Source organism: Streptomyces rubrogriseus, from assembly GCF_027947575.1.
In the GTDB taxonomy this organism is placed as follows: Bacteria; Actinomycetota; Actinomycetes; order Streptomycetales; family Streptomycetaceae; genus Streptomyces; species Streptomyces rubrogriseus.
In genome coordinates this window covers 2,619,003-2,633,831 of sequence record NZ_CP116256.1, presented here as the reverse complement: position 1 = coordinate 2,633,831, position 14,829 = coordinate 2,619,003, and the positions used below count along the sequence as shown (strand labels likewise).

The following is a 14,829-nucleotide window of genomic DNA, read 5'->3' as shown; positions in this document are numbered from 1 at the left end:
CCCCGGGCCCTGCGCGGGCCGGGCCGGGGCGTCGGGTCCGGCCGGGCCGGTGTCGGGCGGCGTGGCGGCTGGCTCGGGTGCGGGAGGCCGGCGGAAGCAGGTGTCGCAGAACCCGGTGACCATGATGTGGCCGCCCAGGCAGTCGGCTCTGGCGCAGGCTCTCCCGCTCATGCCGGGGGCTCCCCGTACGGCCGTGGGTCGTGCCGGGACCTTCTCGGTGTCATGACGCATCCCCTCCGCCGTACCCGTCCCGGGCGCCGTAGCCGTCCCGGGCGCCGTCGCCGTCCCTGGCGCCGTAGCCGTCCCGGGGGCCGTCGCCGTCCCGGGCGGCGTACCCGTCCCGGGGGCCGTCGCCGTCCCGGGCGGCGTACCCGTCCCGGGGGCCGTAGGCGGCCCCGGACCCGTATCCGTCCTCGTGACCGTCCTGGGCGCCGTACCCGTTCCGGGCTTCGCGGCCGTCGTCTCCTCGGCCGTGCCTGTCCTGGGCACCGTGGACGTCCCGGGCGCCGTGCCCGTCTCCGGCTCCGCGGCCGTCCTCTCCGCCGTGCTCGTCCCGGACTCCGCGGCCGTCCCCGTACCCGTCCCCGTCCCCGTGACCGTCCCGGGCGCCATACCCGTCCCGGGCGCCGTACCCGTCCCGGGCGGCCGGTCCGGTGGCTCCGGTGTGGCCGTCGACGCGCCGGGTGTAGGCGTCCACCGCCGCTTCCGCCGCGCGCACGTCGCAGGGCCTTGCCCGGAGCAGCGTGTGGGCCCGGAGGTAGAGGCCGTCCACCGCCGGGTCCTCCTCGCCCCGCAGGGAGTGCTGGTGCATGACCTGGTAGCTCCGCAGGCGCCCGGCGAGTTCGTCGCGCCGGTCGCGGAGCCGGTCGAGTGCCGCGACACCCGCCGTCAGCCGGCCCCCGACCCGGTCGGCCAGCCGCTCGTACCGCGCGAGGTCCGGGCCGGGCCCAGGGGCCGCTTCCCCGTGACCTTCCCCGTCCTGGTCCGCGGCGCCCGCCGCGCGGAGCAGGTCGGCGAGGGCGGCGTGTGCGGCCACCAGGTCGGAGTCGAGGGGGCGCATGCCCTGGGGCGCCACGGCGGCGAGGCGTTCGCGCAGGTCCTCGGCGAGCGGACCGGTGATCTCCTTCAGCCGCTCGACGAGCCGGGCGCGCCGCGCCCGCTCGGGCCCGGTGAGCAGTCGCTCGCGGGCACGGCGGTGGCAGTCCCCGGCCGTGCGCAGGACGAGCAGCAGACGGCTGCCGTCGGCACGCAGCACGTCCAGCAGGTCGAGCACGCCGAGCGGATCGACCGCCTCGTCGACTCCGACGACGACCAGGTTGAGGACGGCCCTCGCGGCGCGGATGCGATCCAGCGGGGCTTCCTCCGGGTGCGGCAGCCCCAGGCGTTCGGCGATCCGCTCGGCGATACCGGCCGAGGTCCGCCCCTCCGCGTAGACGGCGAGGTCGTGACCGCCGGCCGACGGGACGGTGCCCGGCGGGTCGAGGGAGGCCCGGTCGACGGAGACCGGTGTGCGCAACTCCCGGTCGGCGAGGGTGATGGCGCGGCGCAGGGTGGCCTCGCGCGCCGCGTCGCCGTGCCGGACGACGCTGATCTTCACCTGGCTGCCGTCGTCGCGCAGCCAGGCGGCGAGGCACTGGGCGAACGGCCGGTCGAGCAGCTCCGGCAGTATGTCGTCGGCGGTGGACCGCAGTTGGGGGTCGACGGCGCTGGGACCCGTGGTGACGAGGTCGAGCCGGGGCAGGTGGCGCACGATGGTCTCGACGGGACTCATGAAGGAGAACCGGTTGCCGTGCCGGTCCTCCTGGCCGCTGAGCACCATGCCGATGACCTCGCCGGTGTCGCTGTCGGCGACGCCCGCACCACTGCACCCCGGGCTGGCCAACTCACCGGGGCTGGCCGGGATCAGCTGCACCTGCCCGTCGCGTCCGCAGACCCCGACGGCGGTGGCGCGGAACCAGATGCCGCCGTTGTGCTCGTACGGGAAGCCGTACATCCGCACCTCACGGTTGGGTGCGGACAGCCGGTGCAGCCGAACCGTTTCCCCGACGGGGCGGGGCCGCTCCAGCCGCAGCAGCGCCACGTCGCCGCTGGGGTCGCCGTCGGCGTCCAGCGTCTCCGGCACGTAGGCGTCCCGCTCCAGCCTGGCGGGGACCGCGGGCACACCGTGGCCGGCCGCGCCGACGAACTCCGCGGTCATCACGTCCGCCGTCCGGTCCACCACGTGGGCACAGGTGAGCACCCATTGCGGAGTCAGCAGAATGCCGGCTCCCGCGATCTCCCCGTCCGCTCCCCGGATCCGCACCGCCCAGCTCGGCGTCGCCATCGGCGAGACGGCCGGGCCTCCCCCGCCAGCAGCCATATGCGAACTATACGGGCGTCTGCTCCTGTCGCATACTGCTGCGACAAGAGTGAACGGGCTTTGTACGGAGGCGAATTGACGAACGAACCGGGTTTCGTGGGACTGGCCGAGGTGATCGGCCGGATCCGGGGCGAACTGGAGGAGGCCCGCGCCGACGCGGAGGGCCGGGACCTCGGTTTCGCCGTGGAGAACGTGAGCCTGACCTTCACCGTGCAGGTGCACCGCGCGGGCAGCGGCCGGGGCGGCGTCCGCATCGGCGTGGTGACGGCCGAACTGGGCGGCTCCGTCGACCACCAGACCACCCATCAGGTCCAGGTGGACCTGAAACCGGAGCTGACGGGCGGGGAGCGGGTGAAGGTGAGCAGACGCTAGGTGTACTGACCCGCAGCGTTGTTCACGAGGTCCGGCGCAGCAGCGCCAGGTACATGGCGTCCGTGCCGTGCACATGCGGCCACAGCTGGACGTCGGGTCCCTCGCCGAGGCCGGGGACACCGGGCAGCAGCGGCCGGGCGTCGAGCAGCTCGGTGCCGGGGTGCTGCTTCAGGACGTCCGTGACGACGGCGCGGGTCTCGGCGAGGTGCGGCGAGCAGGTCGCGTAGGCGACGACGCCCCCGACCCGCACGGCCTCCAGGGCATTGCGGAGCAGCCCGCGCTGGAGCGGGGCGAAGCCGTCCAGGTCCTCGGGGCGACGCCGCCAGCGCGCCTCGGGCCGGCGTCTCAGGGCGCCCAGGCCCGTGCACGGCACGTCGACCAGGACGCGGTCGAAGCTCCCGGGCCGCCAGGCCGGGCGGGTGCCGTCGGCGGCGATCACCTGGTAGGGGCCGGGATTGCCGTCCAGGGCCCTGGCCACGAGCCCGGCGCGGTGCGGCTGCTTCTCCGAGGCCAGCAGGAAGGCACCCCGCTCGGCGGCCAGGGCGCCGAGCAGCGCGGCCTTGCCGCCCGGGCCCGCGCACCCGTCCAGCCAGCGCCGATCCGGTCCGTCCAGGGGCGCGTTGGCGAGGGCCAGGGCGACCAGCTGGCTGCCCTCGTCCTGCACCCCGGCGCGGCCCTCCCGCACGGCCTCGACGGCCCCGGGTTCGCCGCCCTCGCTCAGCCGCACGGCGTACGGCGACCAGCGACCCGGTACGGCGGCCTCCTCGCCGAGCAGTTCCTCGGGGGTGGCCCGGCCCGGCCGCGCGACCAGGGTGACCTCGGGGCGTTCGTTGTCGGCGGCCAGCAGTTCCTCGATGCCGGTGCGGCCGCCGCCCAGCGAGTCCCAGAGCGCGGAGACGACCCAGCGCGGGTGCGAGTGCACGACGGCCAGGTGGTCCTCGGGGTCCTCGTCGTAGGGCGGGGCGACCCGCTCCAGCCAGCCGTCCAGGTCGTCCCGCGCGACCTTGCGCAGCACCGCGTTGACGAACTTGGCCCGTCCGTCCCCGAGCACGACCCGGGCCAGCTCCACGGAGGCGGAGACGGCGGCGTGGCTCGGGATGCGCGTCCCGAGCAGCTGGTGCACGCCCAGGCTGAGGACGTCGAGCACCGGCGGGTCGACCTCGCGCAGCGGCCGGTCCACGCAGTCCGCGATGATCGCGTCGTACGTCCCCTGCCGGCGCAGCGTCCCGTACACCAGCTCGGTCGCGAGGGCCGCGTCCCGGGCGTCGAACTTCTCGGGGCCCTCCTTCTCCCGTGCCTTGCGCAGCAGGGGCGGCAGGACGAGGTTGGCGTACGCGTCCCGCTCGTCCACGGCCCTGAGCGCCTCGAAGGCGAGCATGCGGACGGGGTCCTTCTGGGGCCTGCGGTACGGCTTGCCGGGCTTGCGGGGACGACGAGGCTGCTCGCTCACGAAAAAGGTGCTCCGGGTGTGGGGTGAAGTGCGCTCACCAGCGTACGCCGGGCAGGTGAACGGTGATGCGGAGACGCTGCGGCGCGGGTCAGTCCCCGACCCGCTCGCCCTCGGTGATCCGCGCCCCGCGCGCCCAGTCCGCGGCCCGCATCGGCTTCTTGCCCTGCGCCTGCACCCACAGCAGCTCGACGGCGTGCGAGCCGGTGCCGACGTACACGTTGTTCTTCCCGGCGGCGAGCTGTCCCGGGGCGAGGTCGCGCCGGTCGGGCAGCGGAACGGCCTGCACGAGCTTGAGCCGCTCGCCCCGGAAGGTGGTCCAGGCGCCGGGGGCCGGGGTGCAGCCCCGCACCACCCGGTCCACGCGCAGCGCCGGGGCGGTCCAGTCGACCCGCGCGTCCTCGACGGTGATCTTCGGGGCCAGGGTGACGCCCTCGCCGGGCTGCGGCACGGCCTCCAGGCTGCCGTCCTCGATGCCGTCCATGGTGGCCGCGAGCAGGCCGGCACCGGCGAAGGCAAGCCGGGTCAGCAGGTCGCCGCTGGTGTCGGTGGGGCGGACGGTCTCGGTGACCGTCCCGTAGACGGGGCCGGAGTCCAGGCCCTCCTCGATCAGGAAGGTGGACGCGCCGGTGATCTCGTCGCCCGCCATCAGCGCGTGCTGCACGGGGGCGGCGCCGCGCCAGGCGGGCAGCAGCGAGAAGTGCAGGTTGACCCAGCCGCGGGCGGGCACGTCAAGGGCGACGCGGGGCAGCAGGGCGCCGTAGGCGACGACGGGGCAGCAGTCGGGCGCGATCTCGCGCAGCCGCTCCAGGAAGTCGGGGTCGCGCGGCTTCGCCGGCTTGAGCACCTCGATGCCCGCCTCCTCCGCCCGCTCGGCCACGGGAGAGGCGACGAGTCGGCGCCCCCGCCCGGCCGGAGCGTCGGGCCGCGTGACGACGGCGGCCACCTCGTGCCGCCCGGAGGCGATCAGGGCGTCCAGGGCGGGAACGGCGACCTCGGGGGTACCGGCGAAGACGAGCTTCATGGGTGGGACGGGCCTCTCGGGCGGGAACGTTGGCGGGCGACGCACCAGTCTACGAGCCGTCAACCAGGGAAAGCCGCCGACCGCCCAGCACCCACCACGGGACAGCTCAGCCACTCGACCGACTGGGAACGGTGGTGCGCGGGCGGCAGACCCCCCGAGGCCGAAGGCCGTGAGGGCGAAGGCCGTGAGGACGAGGCCGTGAGGCCGAAGCCGTGGGGGCGCACGAACAAACCCCCACGCCCCCGCCCCGTGACCAACTCCGCACCCGCACGTTGGTCAAGAAAGAGTTGACACACCGGGCCGCCCGCGCGGCCCGATTCCTTTCAACGCCGGTTCGAGAGGCTTGTTCATGGCCGACCACGCAACCCACGACGCCCAGGCTCGGGCCAGCCTGCACTTGCTGGTGCGGGACATCGAGCGGGTCCGCCGGCAGGTGGACGCACTGCGCACCCTCACCGCCCAGCTGGGCAACGTCTACCGCCCGCGCCGCTCCGGCCCCTCCACGGGCTTCGTCGTCTACGGACGTGCCCCCGCCCCGACCGTCCGCCTCGCCCAGGAGCTGCGGGACAGCGTCGAGACCCTGGTCACGGCGGCCGTCGACTTCGACCGCTCGCTCGGCTTCTCGTGGGACGCGGTGGGCTCCGCCCTCGGCGTCACCAAGCAGGCGGTGCACCGGCGCTACGGTTCCCGCCGCGCCGCCGCCCAGACGGTGTCCGCCCCAGAGGCGGCCGAGCACACCGAGGAGCCGACGGGTACGCGGCCGGTCAACGTGGGCTCCGGCCTCCCCCCGGTGCCCACGGTCCCGGCGGCCCGCTCCATGCCGACCCAGCCGACGTCCGGCAGCCCGTCCCTGCGCGACGAGGTCCGCCCGACCGCCTTCCCCGGCCCTCGCAACGGCTGATCCGCACCGGCCGACCACCCGTGCCGACCACCCGTGCCGGCCGTTCGAGACGTCACACCGGCCCCGCCCTCCCGGCTCCCCGGGGACGGCGGGGCCACGGCATGTCCGTGCCCCACCCGACCCCGCGCCTCACCCGATGTCGGGCGGGTCGATCCGCACCCACACCGCCGTGTCGCTCCCCCGGGCCGTCCGTGCCGCCTGAGCCGCCTTCAGCGCACCGGCCAACGCCGCCCCGCGCCCCGGCGGGACCCGGACCAGCGCACGCTCCCAGTGTTCCCCGGGCGGGGGCGCCCCCACCCGCCGCGGCCGCCCCGCCGGCGTGACCGGCAGGGGCACCGGGCCGAGCACCTCCGCCTCCCGGGGCAGTTCGACCGCGTCGAGGAAGCCGGTCACGGCCTCCGGCGGCCCCACCACGGCCGCCATCCGCGACACCGGCGGAAAGCCCAGCTCGGCCCGTTCCGCCAGCTCTCGCAGCGCGTGTCCGACCGGGTCCCAGCGCACCAGCGCCTGCACCGGCCGCAGCGTCGGCTCGGCGACCGCGACGACGGTGCCCCCGGCGCTCTGCGGGCGCACCAGGACGGCGGCTGCCAGCCAGCGCCTCAGCGCGTCCTCTCCGGCGCGCAGATCGGGGCGGCCGAGCATCGCCCAGCCGTCGAGCAGCAGCGCCGCCGCGTAGCCGCCCTCCGCGACGGGTTCGGCCCCCGGGGTGCTCACCACCAGCGCCGGGGCCTCGGACACGGTGTCCAGCACGTGCTCCCGCCCTGACGTGCGCACGGGCACGGCGGGGAAGGCCCGCCCCAGCTCCTCCGCGGTCCGCCGGGCGCCCACGATCTGCGCCCGCAGCCGGAACGCCCCGCACTCCGGGCAGTGCCAGGCGTTCTCCTCGCGCCCGCACCAGCCGCAGCGCAGGGCGGATCCGGACTCCTGCCCCTCCAGGGGGCCCGAACAGTGCCGGCACCGCGCGGGCGTCCGGCACGCCGCGCAGGCCATCCGGGGTACGTAACCGCGCCTGGGCACCTGCACGAGTACCGGTCCGTGCCGCAGCCCGTCCCGGACGGCCTGCCAGGCGAGGGTGGGCAGCCGCGCGGCGCGGGCGGCCTCGTCCCGGGCCAGGTCCTGGTCCCCCACGGTCCGCACCAGCGGCACGGCGGCCCGTACCTGCTCCCGCGCGGCGATCACCGGCCGGGCCCAGCCGGTCTCCACGAGCTGGGCCGCCTCCACGGTGCAGCTCCAGCCGCCCAGCAGGAAGGCGCACCGGTCCTGGGCGGCGCGCAGCAGCAGCACCTCGCGCGCGTGCGGCTGCGGGGCGTGCGGCTCGCTGTGGCTGTCGTCGCCGTCGTCCCACAGGGCGACCAGGCCGAGGTCCCGAACCGGCGCGAACATGGCGGCCCTGGTCCCGATCACGGCCCGTACGGCCCCCCGGCGCACCGCGAGCCACTGCGCGTACCGCTTCTCGGGACCGGCGTCGGCGGTGAGCACCGCGTGCCGTCCCTCGCCCAGGAGTGCGGTGAGCGCGGCGTCGGCGCGGGCGACCGCCCGCCCGTCCGGCAGGACCACCAGGGCGCCCCGGCCGGAGGCCAGCGTCGCCGCCACGGCCCGCGCCAGCTCGTCCGTCCACTGCGGGCCGGGCAGCGCGTTCCACACCGCCCGGGGCGCGCCGCCGGACGCCAGGGCGGCCACGAACGCGGCCCCCTGCTCGTACCGCGCCCAGGACCCCGGCCCGGGGGCCGGCGGTGCGGGCAGTGGCTGCGGCGAGGCCCGCTTCTCGGCGCGCGCGTTGCGCGGTGGTACGGCGAGCTGGAGGACGTCGGCGACGCTGCCCGCGTACCGGTCCGCGACCGCCCGGACCAGGCCGAGCAGCTCTTCGTCGAGGATCCGCTCGGGCGAGACGACCTGGGCCAGCGCGGCCAGCGGCCCCGCGTAGTCGGACTCCGCCAGCCGCTCGACCAGGTAGCCGTCGATGAGCCCGCCGCCCTCGCGCCGCCCGTCCCGCACCCGGTGCCGTCCGGCGCCGAACCGCACCCGCACCCGGACACCCGGCTGGGCCTCGGCGTCCAGCTCCTCGGGTACGGCGTAGTCGAAGTACCGGTCGAGGTGCAGCACGCCCTTGTCGACGAGGACCCTGGCGACCGGCAGCTCCTTGGCGAGCGCGGCCCCGCGCCAGGTGCGCGGCTTGGCCCTCGGGGCCGCCGCGCTGCGCACCGTCTCCCGGATGAGCGCGAGCTGCTCGGGCGGCGCGTCCTGCGCGCCGCCCTGCTCCGGTCCGTTCTCGCTGCTCACGCCTGCATTCTCGCAAAGGCCACTGACAACACCGCCGGGGTCGGAACATGTGGCGAGGCCCGGCGCCCCCTCGGGGAGCACCGGGCCTCGCCACGTGCCGTGGGGCGCGCTGCGCCCCGGATCCCTACAGGCCCGCGGCCTCGCGCAGCGCGTCCACGCGGTCGGTGCGCTCCCAGGTGAAGTCGGGCAGCTCACGGCCGAAGTGACCGTACGCCGCGGTCTGGGCGTAGATCGGGCGGAGCAGGTCGAGATCGCGGATGATGGCGGCCGGGCGCAGGTCGAAGACCTCGTCGATCGCCTTCTCGATCTTCTCGGTGTCGACCTTGGCGGTGCCGAAGGTCTCCACGAACAGCCCCACGGGCTCGGCCTTGCCGATGGCGTAGGCGACCTGGACCTCGCAGCGCGCGGCGAGACCCGCGGCCACGACGTTCTTGGCGACCCAGCGCATCGCGTACGCCGCGGAGCGGTCGACCTTCGACGGGTCCTTGCCGGAGAAGGCGCCGCCGCCGTGCCGGGCCATGCCGCCGTAGGTGTCGATGATGATCTTGCGGCCGGTCAGACCGGCGTCGCCCATCGGGCCGCCGATCTCGAAGCGGCCGGTCGGGTTGACCAGGAGGCGGTAGTTCTCCGTGTCGATCTTGATGCCGTCCTCGAGGAGCGCCTTCAGCTCCGGCTCGACGACGAACTCCTTGATGTCCGGGGCCAGCAGCGACTCCAGGTCGATGTCGCTCGCGTGCTGGGAGGAGACGACGACCGTGTCCAGACGGACGGCCTTGTCGCCGTCGTACTCGATGGTGACCTGGGTCTTGCCGTCCGGACGCAGGTACGGGATGGTGCCGTTCTTGCGGACCTCGGACAGGCGCTTGGACAGGCGGTGCGCCAGGAAGACCGGCAGCGGCATCAGCGTCGGCGTCTCGTCGGACGCGTAGCCGAACATGAGGCCCTGGTCGCCGGCGCCCTGCCGGTCCAGCTCGTCCTCGTCGCCCTCGACGCGGTTCTCGTACGCCGTGTCGACACCCTGGGCGATGTCCGGGGACTGCGCGCCGATGGAGACCGAGACGCCGCAGGAGGCCCCGTCGAAGCCCTTCTTGGAGGAGTCGTAGCCGATCTCCAGGATCTTGCCGCGGACCAGGTTGGCGATGTCCGCGTAGGCCTTGGTGGTGACCTCGCCGGCCACGTGCACCAGACCGGTGGTGATCAGGGTTTCGACGGCGACCCGGGAGGTCGGGTCCTCGCGCAGAAGCGCGTCGAGAATCGTGTCGCTGATCTGGTCAGCGATCTTGTCGGGGTGACCTTCGGTCACGGACTCCGAGGTGAACAGGCGACGGGACACAACGCTCCCTGGGGTTGCAGCGGCTGCTGGCTGATCATTGGTGGACGGCACGGGGAGCTGCACCCGGCGACGTCCGAGAACAGTTTATCGGTCGCACTCTGCCGCGGGCCCACCTGTCTCAGCTCTCGGGAGGGCTGTGACCTGCGGCACGGGCATTCTGCCCAGAAGGAAGCGTCCTTGGCCAGGGGCGCCACGCTCGAATGCGTCGTCTTCACTGCTCCTTCGAGCAAATGGGTCATTCATTCCAGCCGCCGGGCGACGAGGTCCCAGACCGTGTCGGCCAGGGCCTCCTTGGGGCCGTGGGCGACCGGTGTCTCGCTGCCGTCGGCGCCCAGGACCACCGCCTCGTTCTCCTCGGAGCCGAAGGTCTTGCGCTCCCCCACCTCGTTCACCACGAGGAGGTCGCAGCCCTTGCGTTTCAGCTTGGCCCGGCCGTTGGCCAGGACGTCGTCGGTCTCGGCGGCGAAGCCGACGACCACCTGTCCGGAGCGGGCCCGGGCGGTGGAGATCTCCGCGAGGATGTCCGGATTACGCACCAGGGTGATCGGCGCCGGTTCCTGGTCGTCCTTCTTCTTGATCTTCCCGGTGGCGTAGGTCGCGGGCCGGAAGTCCGCCACCGCCGCGGCCATGACGACGGCGTCGGCGTCGGCCGCTGCGCGCAGCATCGCCTCGCGCAGCTCCACCGCCGTGCCGACGGGCACCACGTCGACGCCGGCCGGGTCGGGCATCGAGGCGTTCGCCGCGACGAGCGTGACGCGGGCACCGCGGGCGGCCGCGGTGCGGGCGAGGGCGTAGCCCTGCTTGCCGGAGGAGCGGTTGCCGAGGAAGCGGACCGGGTCGAGGGGCTCCCGGGTGCCGCCCGCGCTGACCACGACGTGCCGGCCCGCGAGGTCGGGCTCGCGCACACCGCGGGCGAGCACCCGGCGGCAGACCTCGAAGATCTCGCCCGGGTCGGGGAGCCGGCCCTTGCCGGTGTCGACGCCGGTGAGACGGCCGACGGCGGGCTCGATCACTACGGCGCCGCGGCGGCGCAGCGTCGCCACGTTCTCCTGGGTGGCCGGGTGCTCCCACATCTCGGTGTGCATGGCGGGCGCGAAGACGACCGGACAGCGGGCGGTGAGCAGGGTGTTGGTGAGCAGGTCGTCGGCCAGGCCGTGGGCGGCCTTGGCGAGCATGTCGGCGGTGGCCGGGGCGACGACGACCAGGTCGGCGTGCTGGCCGATGCGCACGTGCGGGACCTCGTGGACGTCGTCCCAGACCTCGGTCGACACGGGGTGGCCGGACAGGGCGGACCAGGTGGCGGCGCCGACGAAGTGCAGCGCGGAGGCGGTGGGGACGACCCGGACCTCGTGCCCGGACTCGGTGAGTCTGCGCAGCAGCTCACAGGCCTTGTACGCGGCGATGCCGCCGCTGACCCCCAGAACGACCTTGGGCTTGTCCACCGTCTCTCCCCGGCTCGGATAACGCGCTCGGACCACGCCCCGTTCGGACTGTGCGCCGTTCGGACTGCGTGTACGACCCATCACACACCACAGGCCCGACAGTCGGACTGCCGGGCCTGTGGATAAGTCAGCGTAAGGCTGAAGATATTACCGCCGATGCTGCTGACCGCCGATGCTGCTGGTACTACTGCGCCGGGCCCTCGATGGCCTCGGAGGTCAGCAGCCCCGCGTTGATCTCGCGCAGGGCGATCGAGAGCGGCTTCTCGTGCACGTGGGTGTCGACGAGCGGACCGACGTACTCAAGGAGGCCCTCGCCGAGCTGCGAGTAGTACGCGTTGATCTGGCGGGCCCGCTTGGCCGCGTAGATCACGAGGCTGTACTTCGAGTCCGTGGCCTCGAGGAGCTCGTCGATCGGCGGGTTGATGATGCCCTCGGGCGCGGAGATGGAAGAGGACACGCTCTACCTTCCGATGGATGGGAAAGATTCTGTCGGGATGACCGCAGGGTGACCTGTGACGATCACACGACGTTCGTCAAGGCTAGCAGCTCGCGCGCCACGTCCTCGACGGAGGTGTTCACCAGGGTCTGGTCGAACTCCGGCTCGGCGGCCAGCTCGACCTTGGCGGCGGCGAGACGGCGCTCGATCACCTCGGGCGGTTCGGTGCCCCGGCCGGTGAGCCTGCGCACCAGCTCGTCCCAGGAGGGCGGGGCCAGGAACACCAGCCGGGCCTCGGGCATGGACTCGCGGACCTGCCGCGCTCCCTGGAGGTCGATCTCCAGGAGGACCGGCTCACCGGCCTCCAGGCGCTCAAGTACGGCCGTGCGCGGCGTGCCGTAGCGGTTGCCGGCGAACTCGGCCCACTCCAGCAGCTCGCCGTTGGCGATCAGCTTGTCCATCTCCTCGTCGCTGACGAAGAAGTAGTGGACACCGTGCTGCTCGCCCGGGCGGGGCCTGCGGGTCGTCGCCGAGACCGACAGCCATACCTCGGGGTGTTCCTTGCGCATATGGGCGACGACCGTGCTCTTGCCGACCCCCGAAGGGCCGGAGAGCACGGTCAGCCGCGGACGTGCGTCCGGGGGTACGGGGGACGTCCCCCGGGGTGTTGCAGCCATGCAGCGATTATTCCAGCAATCCCGGAGTGGTCCGGACTCAGCTGCCGGTGCTGCCGAACTCGCGCTCCAGGGACGCGATCTGGTTGGACCCGAGCCCGCGCACGCGGCGGCTCTCGGAGATGCCCAGTCGCTCCATGATCTGCTTGGCGCGGACTTTGCCCACGCCCGGCAGGGACTCGAGGAGGGCGGAGACCTTCATCTTGCCGATGACGTCGTTCTCCTGACCCTGCTTGATGACCTCGTGGAGGGAGGCGCCGGAGTGCTTGAGTCGATTCTTGACCTCGGCCCGCTCCCGGCGAGCCGCGGCGGCCTTTTCGAGCGCGGCTGCGCGCTGTTCAGGGGTAAGGGGCGGAAGAGCCACGCCTACGTCACCTCGGATGTCGAACTGTCGGATACGGACCGGTGAGGAACCTAGTCGCCCCTCACCTGGTGAGCCACGAGCAACACGCTCGCCCGGTGACTCTCGACGGAGACTAGCGGTCAAGTCCGCCAGAGTCAGCGAGAACAGCGGAAAAGTCCTGGTCAGCCTCCGCCAGGACGGACATTTAGGACATACTCCCTCTGATTTGAGGATGTATCCAGGGTCAGGACGCCGTGACCGCGGTCCGGATCTCCACCGCGAAGCGGTCGGCAGCCGTCCGCAACGCGGCCACGTCGGGACCGTGACGAAGGACACCCCGGCTGACGTTCGGCACCACGTTGCGCAGCGCCGCGCCGAACACGCCCGGCAGGTCCGCGGGCGTGGCCCCCTGCGCGCCGATGCCCGGCGCCAGCAGCGGACCGTTGATGCCCAGGTCGTACGAGGACAGGTCGCCGAGGGTGGCACCGACCACCGCGCCGAAGGAGCCCAGCGGCTCCTCCCCCGCGTTCTCGGCGGCCAGGTGCGCCAGCATCGTCGCACCGACGCTGCGTCCGTCGCCCCGCACGGCGTGCTGGACCTCGCCGCCCTCCGGGTTGGAGGTCAGCGCCAGCACGAACAGGCCCGCGCCGCTCTCGCGCGCCAGGTCGACGGCCGGCTTGAGGGAGCCGTAGCCGAGGTACGGGGAGACGGTCAGCGCGTCCGAGAACAGCGGCGCGTCCTTGTGCAGGAACGACTCGGCGTACGCGGCCATGGTCGAGCCGATGTCGCCGCGCTTGGCGTCCATGACGACCAGCGCGCCGGCCGCCCGCGCCTCCTGGACCGACGTCTCCAGGACGGCGACGCCGCGCGAGCCGAACCGCTCGAAGAAGGCGCTCTGCGGTTTGAGGACGGCGACCCGGTCGGCCATCGCCTCCACGACGGTGCGGCTGAAGCGCTCGAGGCCGGCCACGTCGTCGTTCAGGCCCCACTCGGCGAGCAGGGAGGCGTGCGGGTCGATGCCGACGCACAGGGGGCCGCGCTCGTCCATCGCGCGGCGCAGCCGGGCACCGAAGGGCTCCATCACCGTCATGAGTGCTTCCTTACGTCGGCGCCGACAGCGTCGGCGAGGGTGGCGTACGGGCTCTGCCGCAGGCGGGCGGCGAGTCCCTTGTGGATGGCGCGGCCCCAGAAGGGACCCTCGTAGATGAACGCGCTGTACCCCTGGACCAGGGTGGCACCGGCCAGGATGCGCTCCCAGGCGTCCTCGGCCGTCTCGACGCCGCCGACGCCGACCAGGGTGATCCGGTCGCCCACGCGCGCGTAGAGGCGGCGCAGCACCTCCAGGGAGCGTGCCTTGAGCGGGGCCCCGGACAGACCGCCGGTCTCCCCGACGAGGGCGGGCGAGGAGGTCAGGCCGAGTCCCTCGCGCGCGATGGTGGTGTTGGTGGCGATGATGCCGTCCAGGCCCAGCTCCACGGCCAGGTCGGCGACCGCGTCCACGTCCTCGTCGGCGAGGTCCGGCGCGATCTTGACCAGCAGGGGGACGCGCCGGGCGGTCACCGCGCGGTCGGCGGCCTCGCGGACCGCGCTCAGCAGCGGGCGCAGCGCCTCGGTGGCCTGGAGGTTGCGCAGGCCGGGCGTGTTGGGGGAGGAGACGTTGACGACCAGGTAGTCGGCGTGCGGGGCCAGCCGCTCGGCGGACTTCACGTAGTCGCCGACGGCCTCCTCCTCGGGGACGACCTTCGTCTTGCCGATGTTGACGCCGACGACGGTCCGGAAGACCGGCGTACGGGAGGCCAGGCGGGCCGCGACGGTCAGGGAGCCGTCGTTGTTGAAGCCCATGCGGTTGATCAGCGCGCGGTCGGCCACCAGGCGGAACAGCCGCTTCTTGGGGTTGCCGGGCTGCGGCTCCCCCGTCACGGTGCCGATCTCGACGTGGTCGAAGCCGAGCATCGCCATGCCGTCGATGGCGACCGCGTTCTTGTCGAACCCGGCGGCGAGCCCGAACGGGCCGTGCATGCGCAGGCCGAAGGCCTCGGTGCGCAGCTCCTTGTACCGGGGCGCGAGCGCGGCGGCGACGAAGGTGCGCAGGACGGGGACGCGGACGGCCAGGCGGATCCAGCGGAAGGCGAGGTGGTGGGCCCGCTCCGGGTCCATGCGGGAGAAGACGAGCTTGAAGAAGATCTTGTACATGTGTCCTCGTGAGGCCTCTGTGGTG

The 14,829-nt window shown here is 73.8% G+C and carries 13 protein-coding genes; 2 read left to right on the top strand and 11 right to left on the bottom strand.

Annotated elements, in window-relative coordinates:
* Positions 1–220 precede the first annotated feature (220 nt).
* Positions 221–2,359, bottom strand: a complete 2,139-nt coding sequence (locus Sru02f_RS11700; protein ID WP_109033989.1) for a trypsin-like serine protease — start codon at positions 2,357–2,359, stop codon at positions 221–223.
* A gap of 75 nt (positions 2,360–2,434) precedes the next feature.
* On the opposite strand from Sru02f_RS11700, the gene Sru02f_RS11695 reads away from it, so the two are divergent.
* Positions 2,435–2,731, top strand: coding sequence for a trypco2 family protein (locus Sru02f_RS11695; protein WP_174855174.1), 297 nt, complete (start codon positions 2,435–2,437; stop codon positions 2,729–2,731).
* A 22-nt stretch (positions 2,732–2,753) separates the two neighbouring features.
* Here the strand turns inward: Sru02f_RS11695 and Sru02f_RS11690 are convergent, their stop codons facing one another.
* Both Sru02f_RS11690 and fmt read right to left on the bottom strand, forming a co-directional pair.
* Positions 2,754–4,181: an RsmB/NOP family class I SAM-dependent RNA methyltransferase gene (locus Sru02f_RS11690; RefSeq protein WP_109033985.1), complete on the bottom strand. Its 1,428-nt coding sequence runs from the start codon at positions 4,179–4,181 to the stop codon at positions 2,754–2,756.
* A gap of 88 nt (positions 4,182–4,269) precedes the next feature.
* On the bottom strand, positions 4,270–5,202 hold the full coding sequence (gene fmt, locus Sru02f_RS11685) for a methionyl-tRNA formyltransferase (RefSeq protein WP_109033983.1): 933 nt from the start codon (positions 5,200–5,202) through the stop codon (positions 4,270–4,272).
* Between the two features lie 349 nt (positions 5,203–5,551).
* Here fmt and Sru02f_RS11680 point away from each other — a divergent pair, with 349 nt between their 5' ends.
* Positions 5,552–6,103 carry a hypothetical protein gene (locus Sru02f_RS11680; protein WP_109033981.1) on the top strand — a complete coding sequence of 184 codons (552 nt, stop codon included), beginning with the start codon at positions 5,552–5,554 and terminating at the stop codon, positions 6,101–6,103.
* 129 nt (positions 6,104–6,232) lie between these two features.
* Here Sru02f_RS11680 and Sru02f_RS11675 read toward each other — a convergent pair whose 3' ends face one another.
* From Sru02f_RS11675 to Sru02f_RS11640, 8 genes are all read right to left on the bottom strand, one after another.
* Positions 6,233–8,383 carry a primosomal protein N' gene (locus Sru02f_RS11675; RefSeq protein WP_109033979.1) on the bottom strand — a complete coding sequence of 717 codons (2,151 nt, stop codon included), beginning with the start codon at positions 8,381–8,383 and terminating at the stop codon, positions 6,233–6,235.
* A 124-nt stretch (positions 8,384–8,507) separates the two neighbouring features.
* Positions 8,508–9,716, bottom strand: coding sequence for a methionine adenosyltransferase (metK, locus tag Sru02f_RS11670; RefSeq protein ID WP_087810371.1), 1,209 nt, complete (start codon positions 9,714–9,716; stop codon positions 8,508–8,510).
* Positions 9,717–9,955: 239 nt separating this feature from the next.
* Complete coding sequence (coaBC, locus tag Sru02f_RS11665) at positions 9,956–11,158, bottom strand: bifunctional phosphopantothenoylcysteine decarboxylase/phosphopantothenate--cysteine ligase CoaBC (protein ID WP_164275181.1); 1,203 nt, start codon at positions 11,156–11,158, stop codon at positions 9,956–9,958.
* 184 nt (positions 11,159–11,342) lie between these two features.
* The gene (gene rpoZ / locus Sru02f_RS11660) at positions 11,343–11,615 is read right to left on the bottom strand and encodes a DNA-directed RNA polymerase subunit omega (RefSeq protein ID WP_003977348.1); all 273 of its coding nucleotides are present in this window, start codon (positions 11,613–11,615) and stop codon (positions 11,343–11,345) included.
* A gap of 62 nt (positions 11,616–11,677) precedes the next feature.
* On the bottom strand, positions 11,678–12,271 hold the full coding sequence (gmk, locus tag Sru02f_RS11655) for a guanylate kinase (protein ID WP_003977347.1): 594 nt from the start codon (positions 12,269–12,271) through the stop codon (positions 11,678–11,680).
* Positions 12,272–12,308: 37 nt separating this feature from the next.
* Positions 12,309–12,632, bottom strand: coding sequence for an integration host factor (locus Sru02f_RS11650; RefSeq protein ID WP_003977346.1), 324 nt, complete (start codon positions 12,630–12,632; stop codon positions 12,309–12,311).
* A gap of 223 nt (positions 12,633–12,855) precedes the next feature.
* On the bottom strand, positions 12,856–13,701 hold the full coding sequence (gene pyrF / locus Sru02f_RS11645) for an orotidine-5'-phosphate decarboxylase (protein WP_167469728.1): 846 nt from the start codon (positions 13,699–13,701) through the stop codon (positions 12,856–12,858).
* The gene (locus tag Sru02f_RS11640; protein WP_109033975.1) at positions 13,698–14,804 is read right to left on the bottom strand and encodes a quinone-dependent dihydroorotate dehydrogenase; all 1,107 of its coding nucleotides are present in this window, start codon (positions 14,802–14,804) and stop codon (positions 13,698–13,700) included. Before Sru02f_RS11640 ends, pyrF begins: the two co-directional genes overlap by 4 nt.
* Positions 14,805–14,829: the final 25 nt, after the last annotated feature.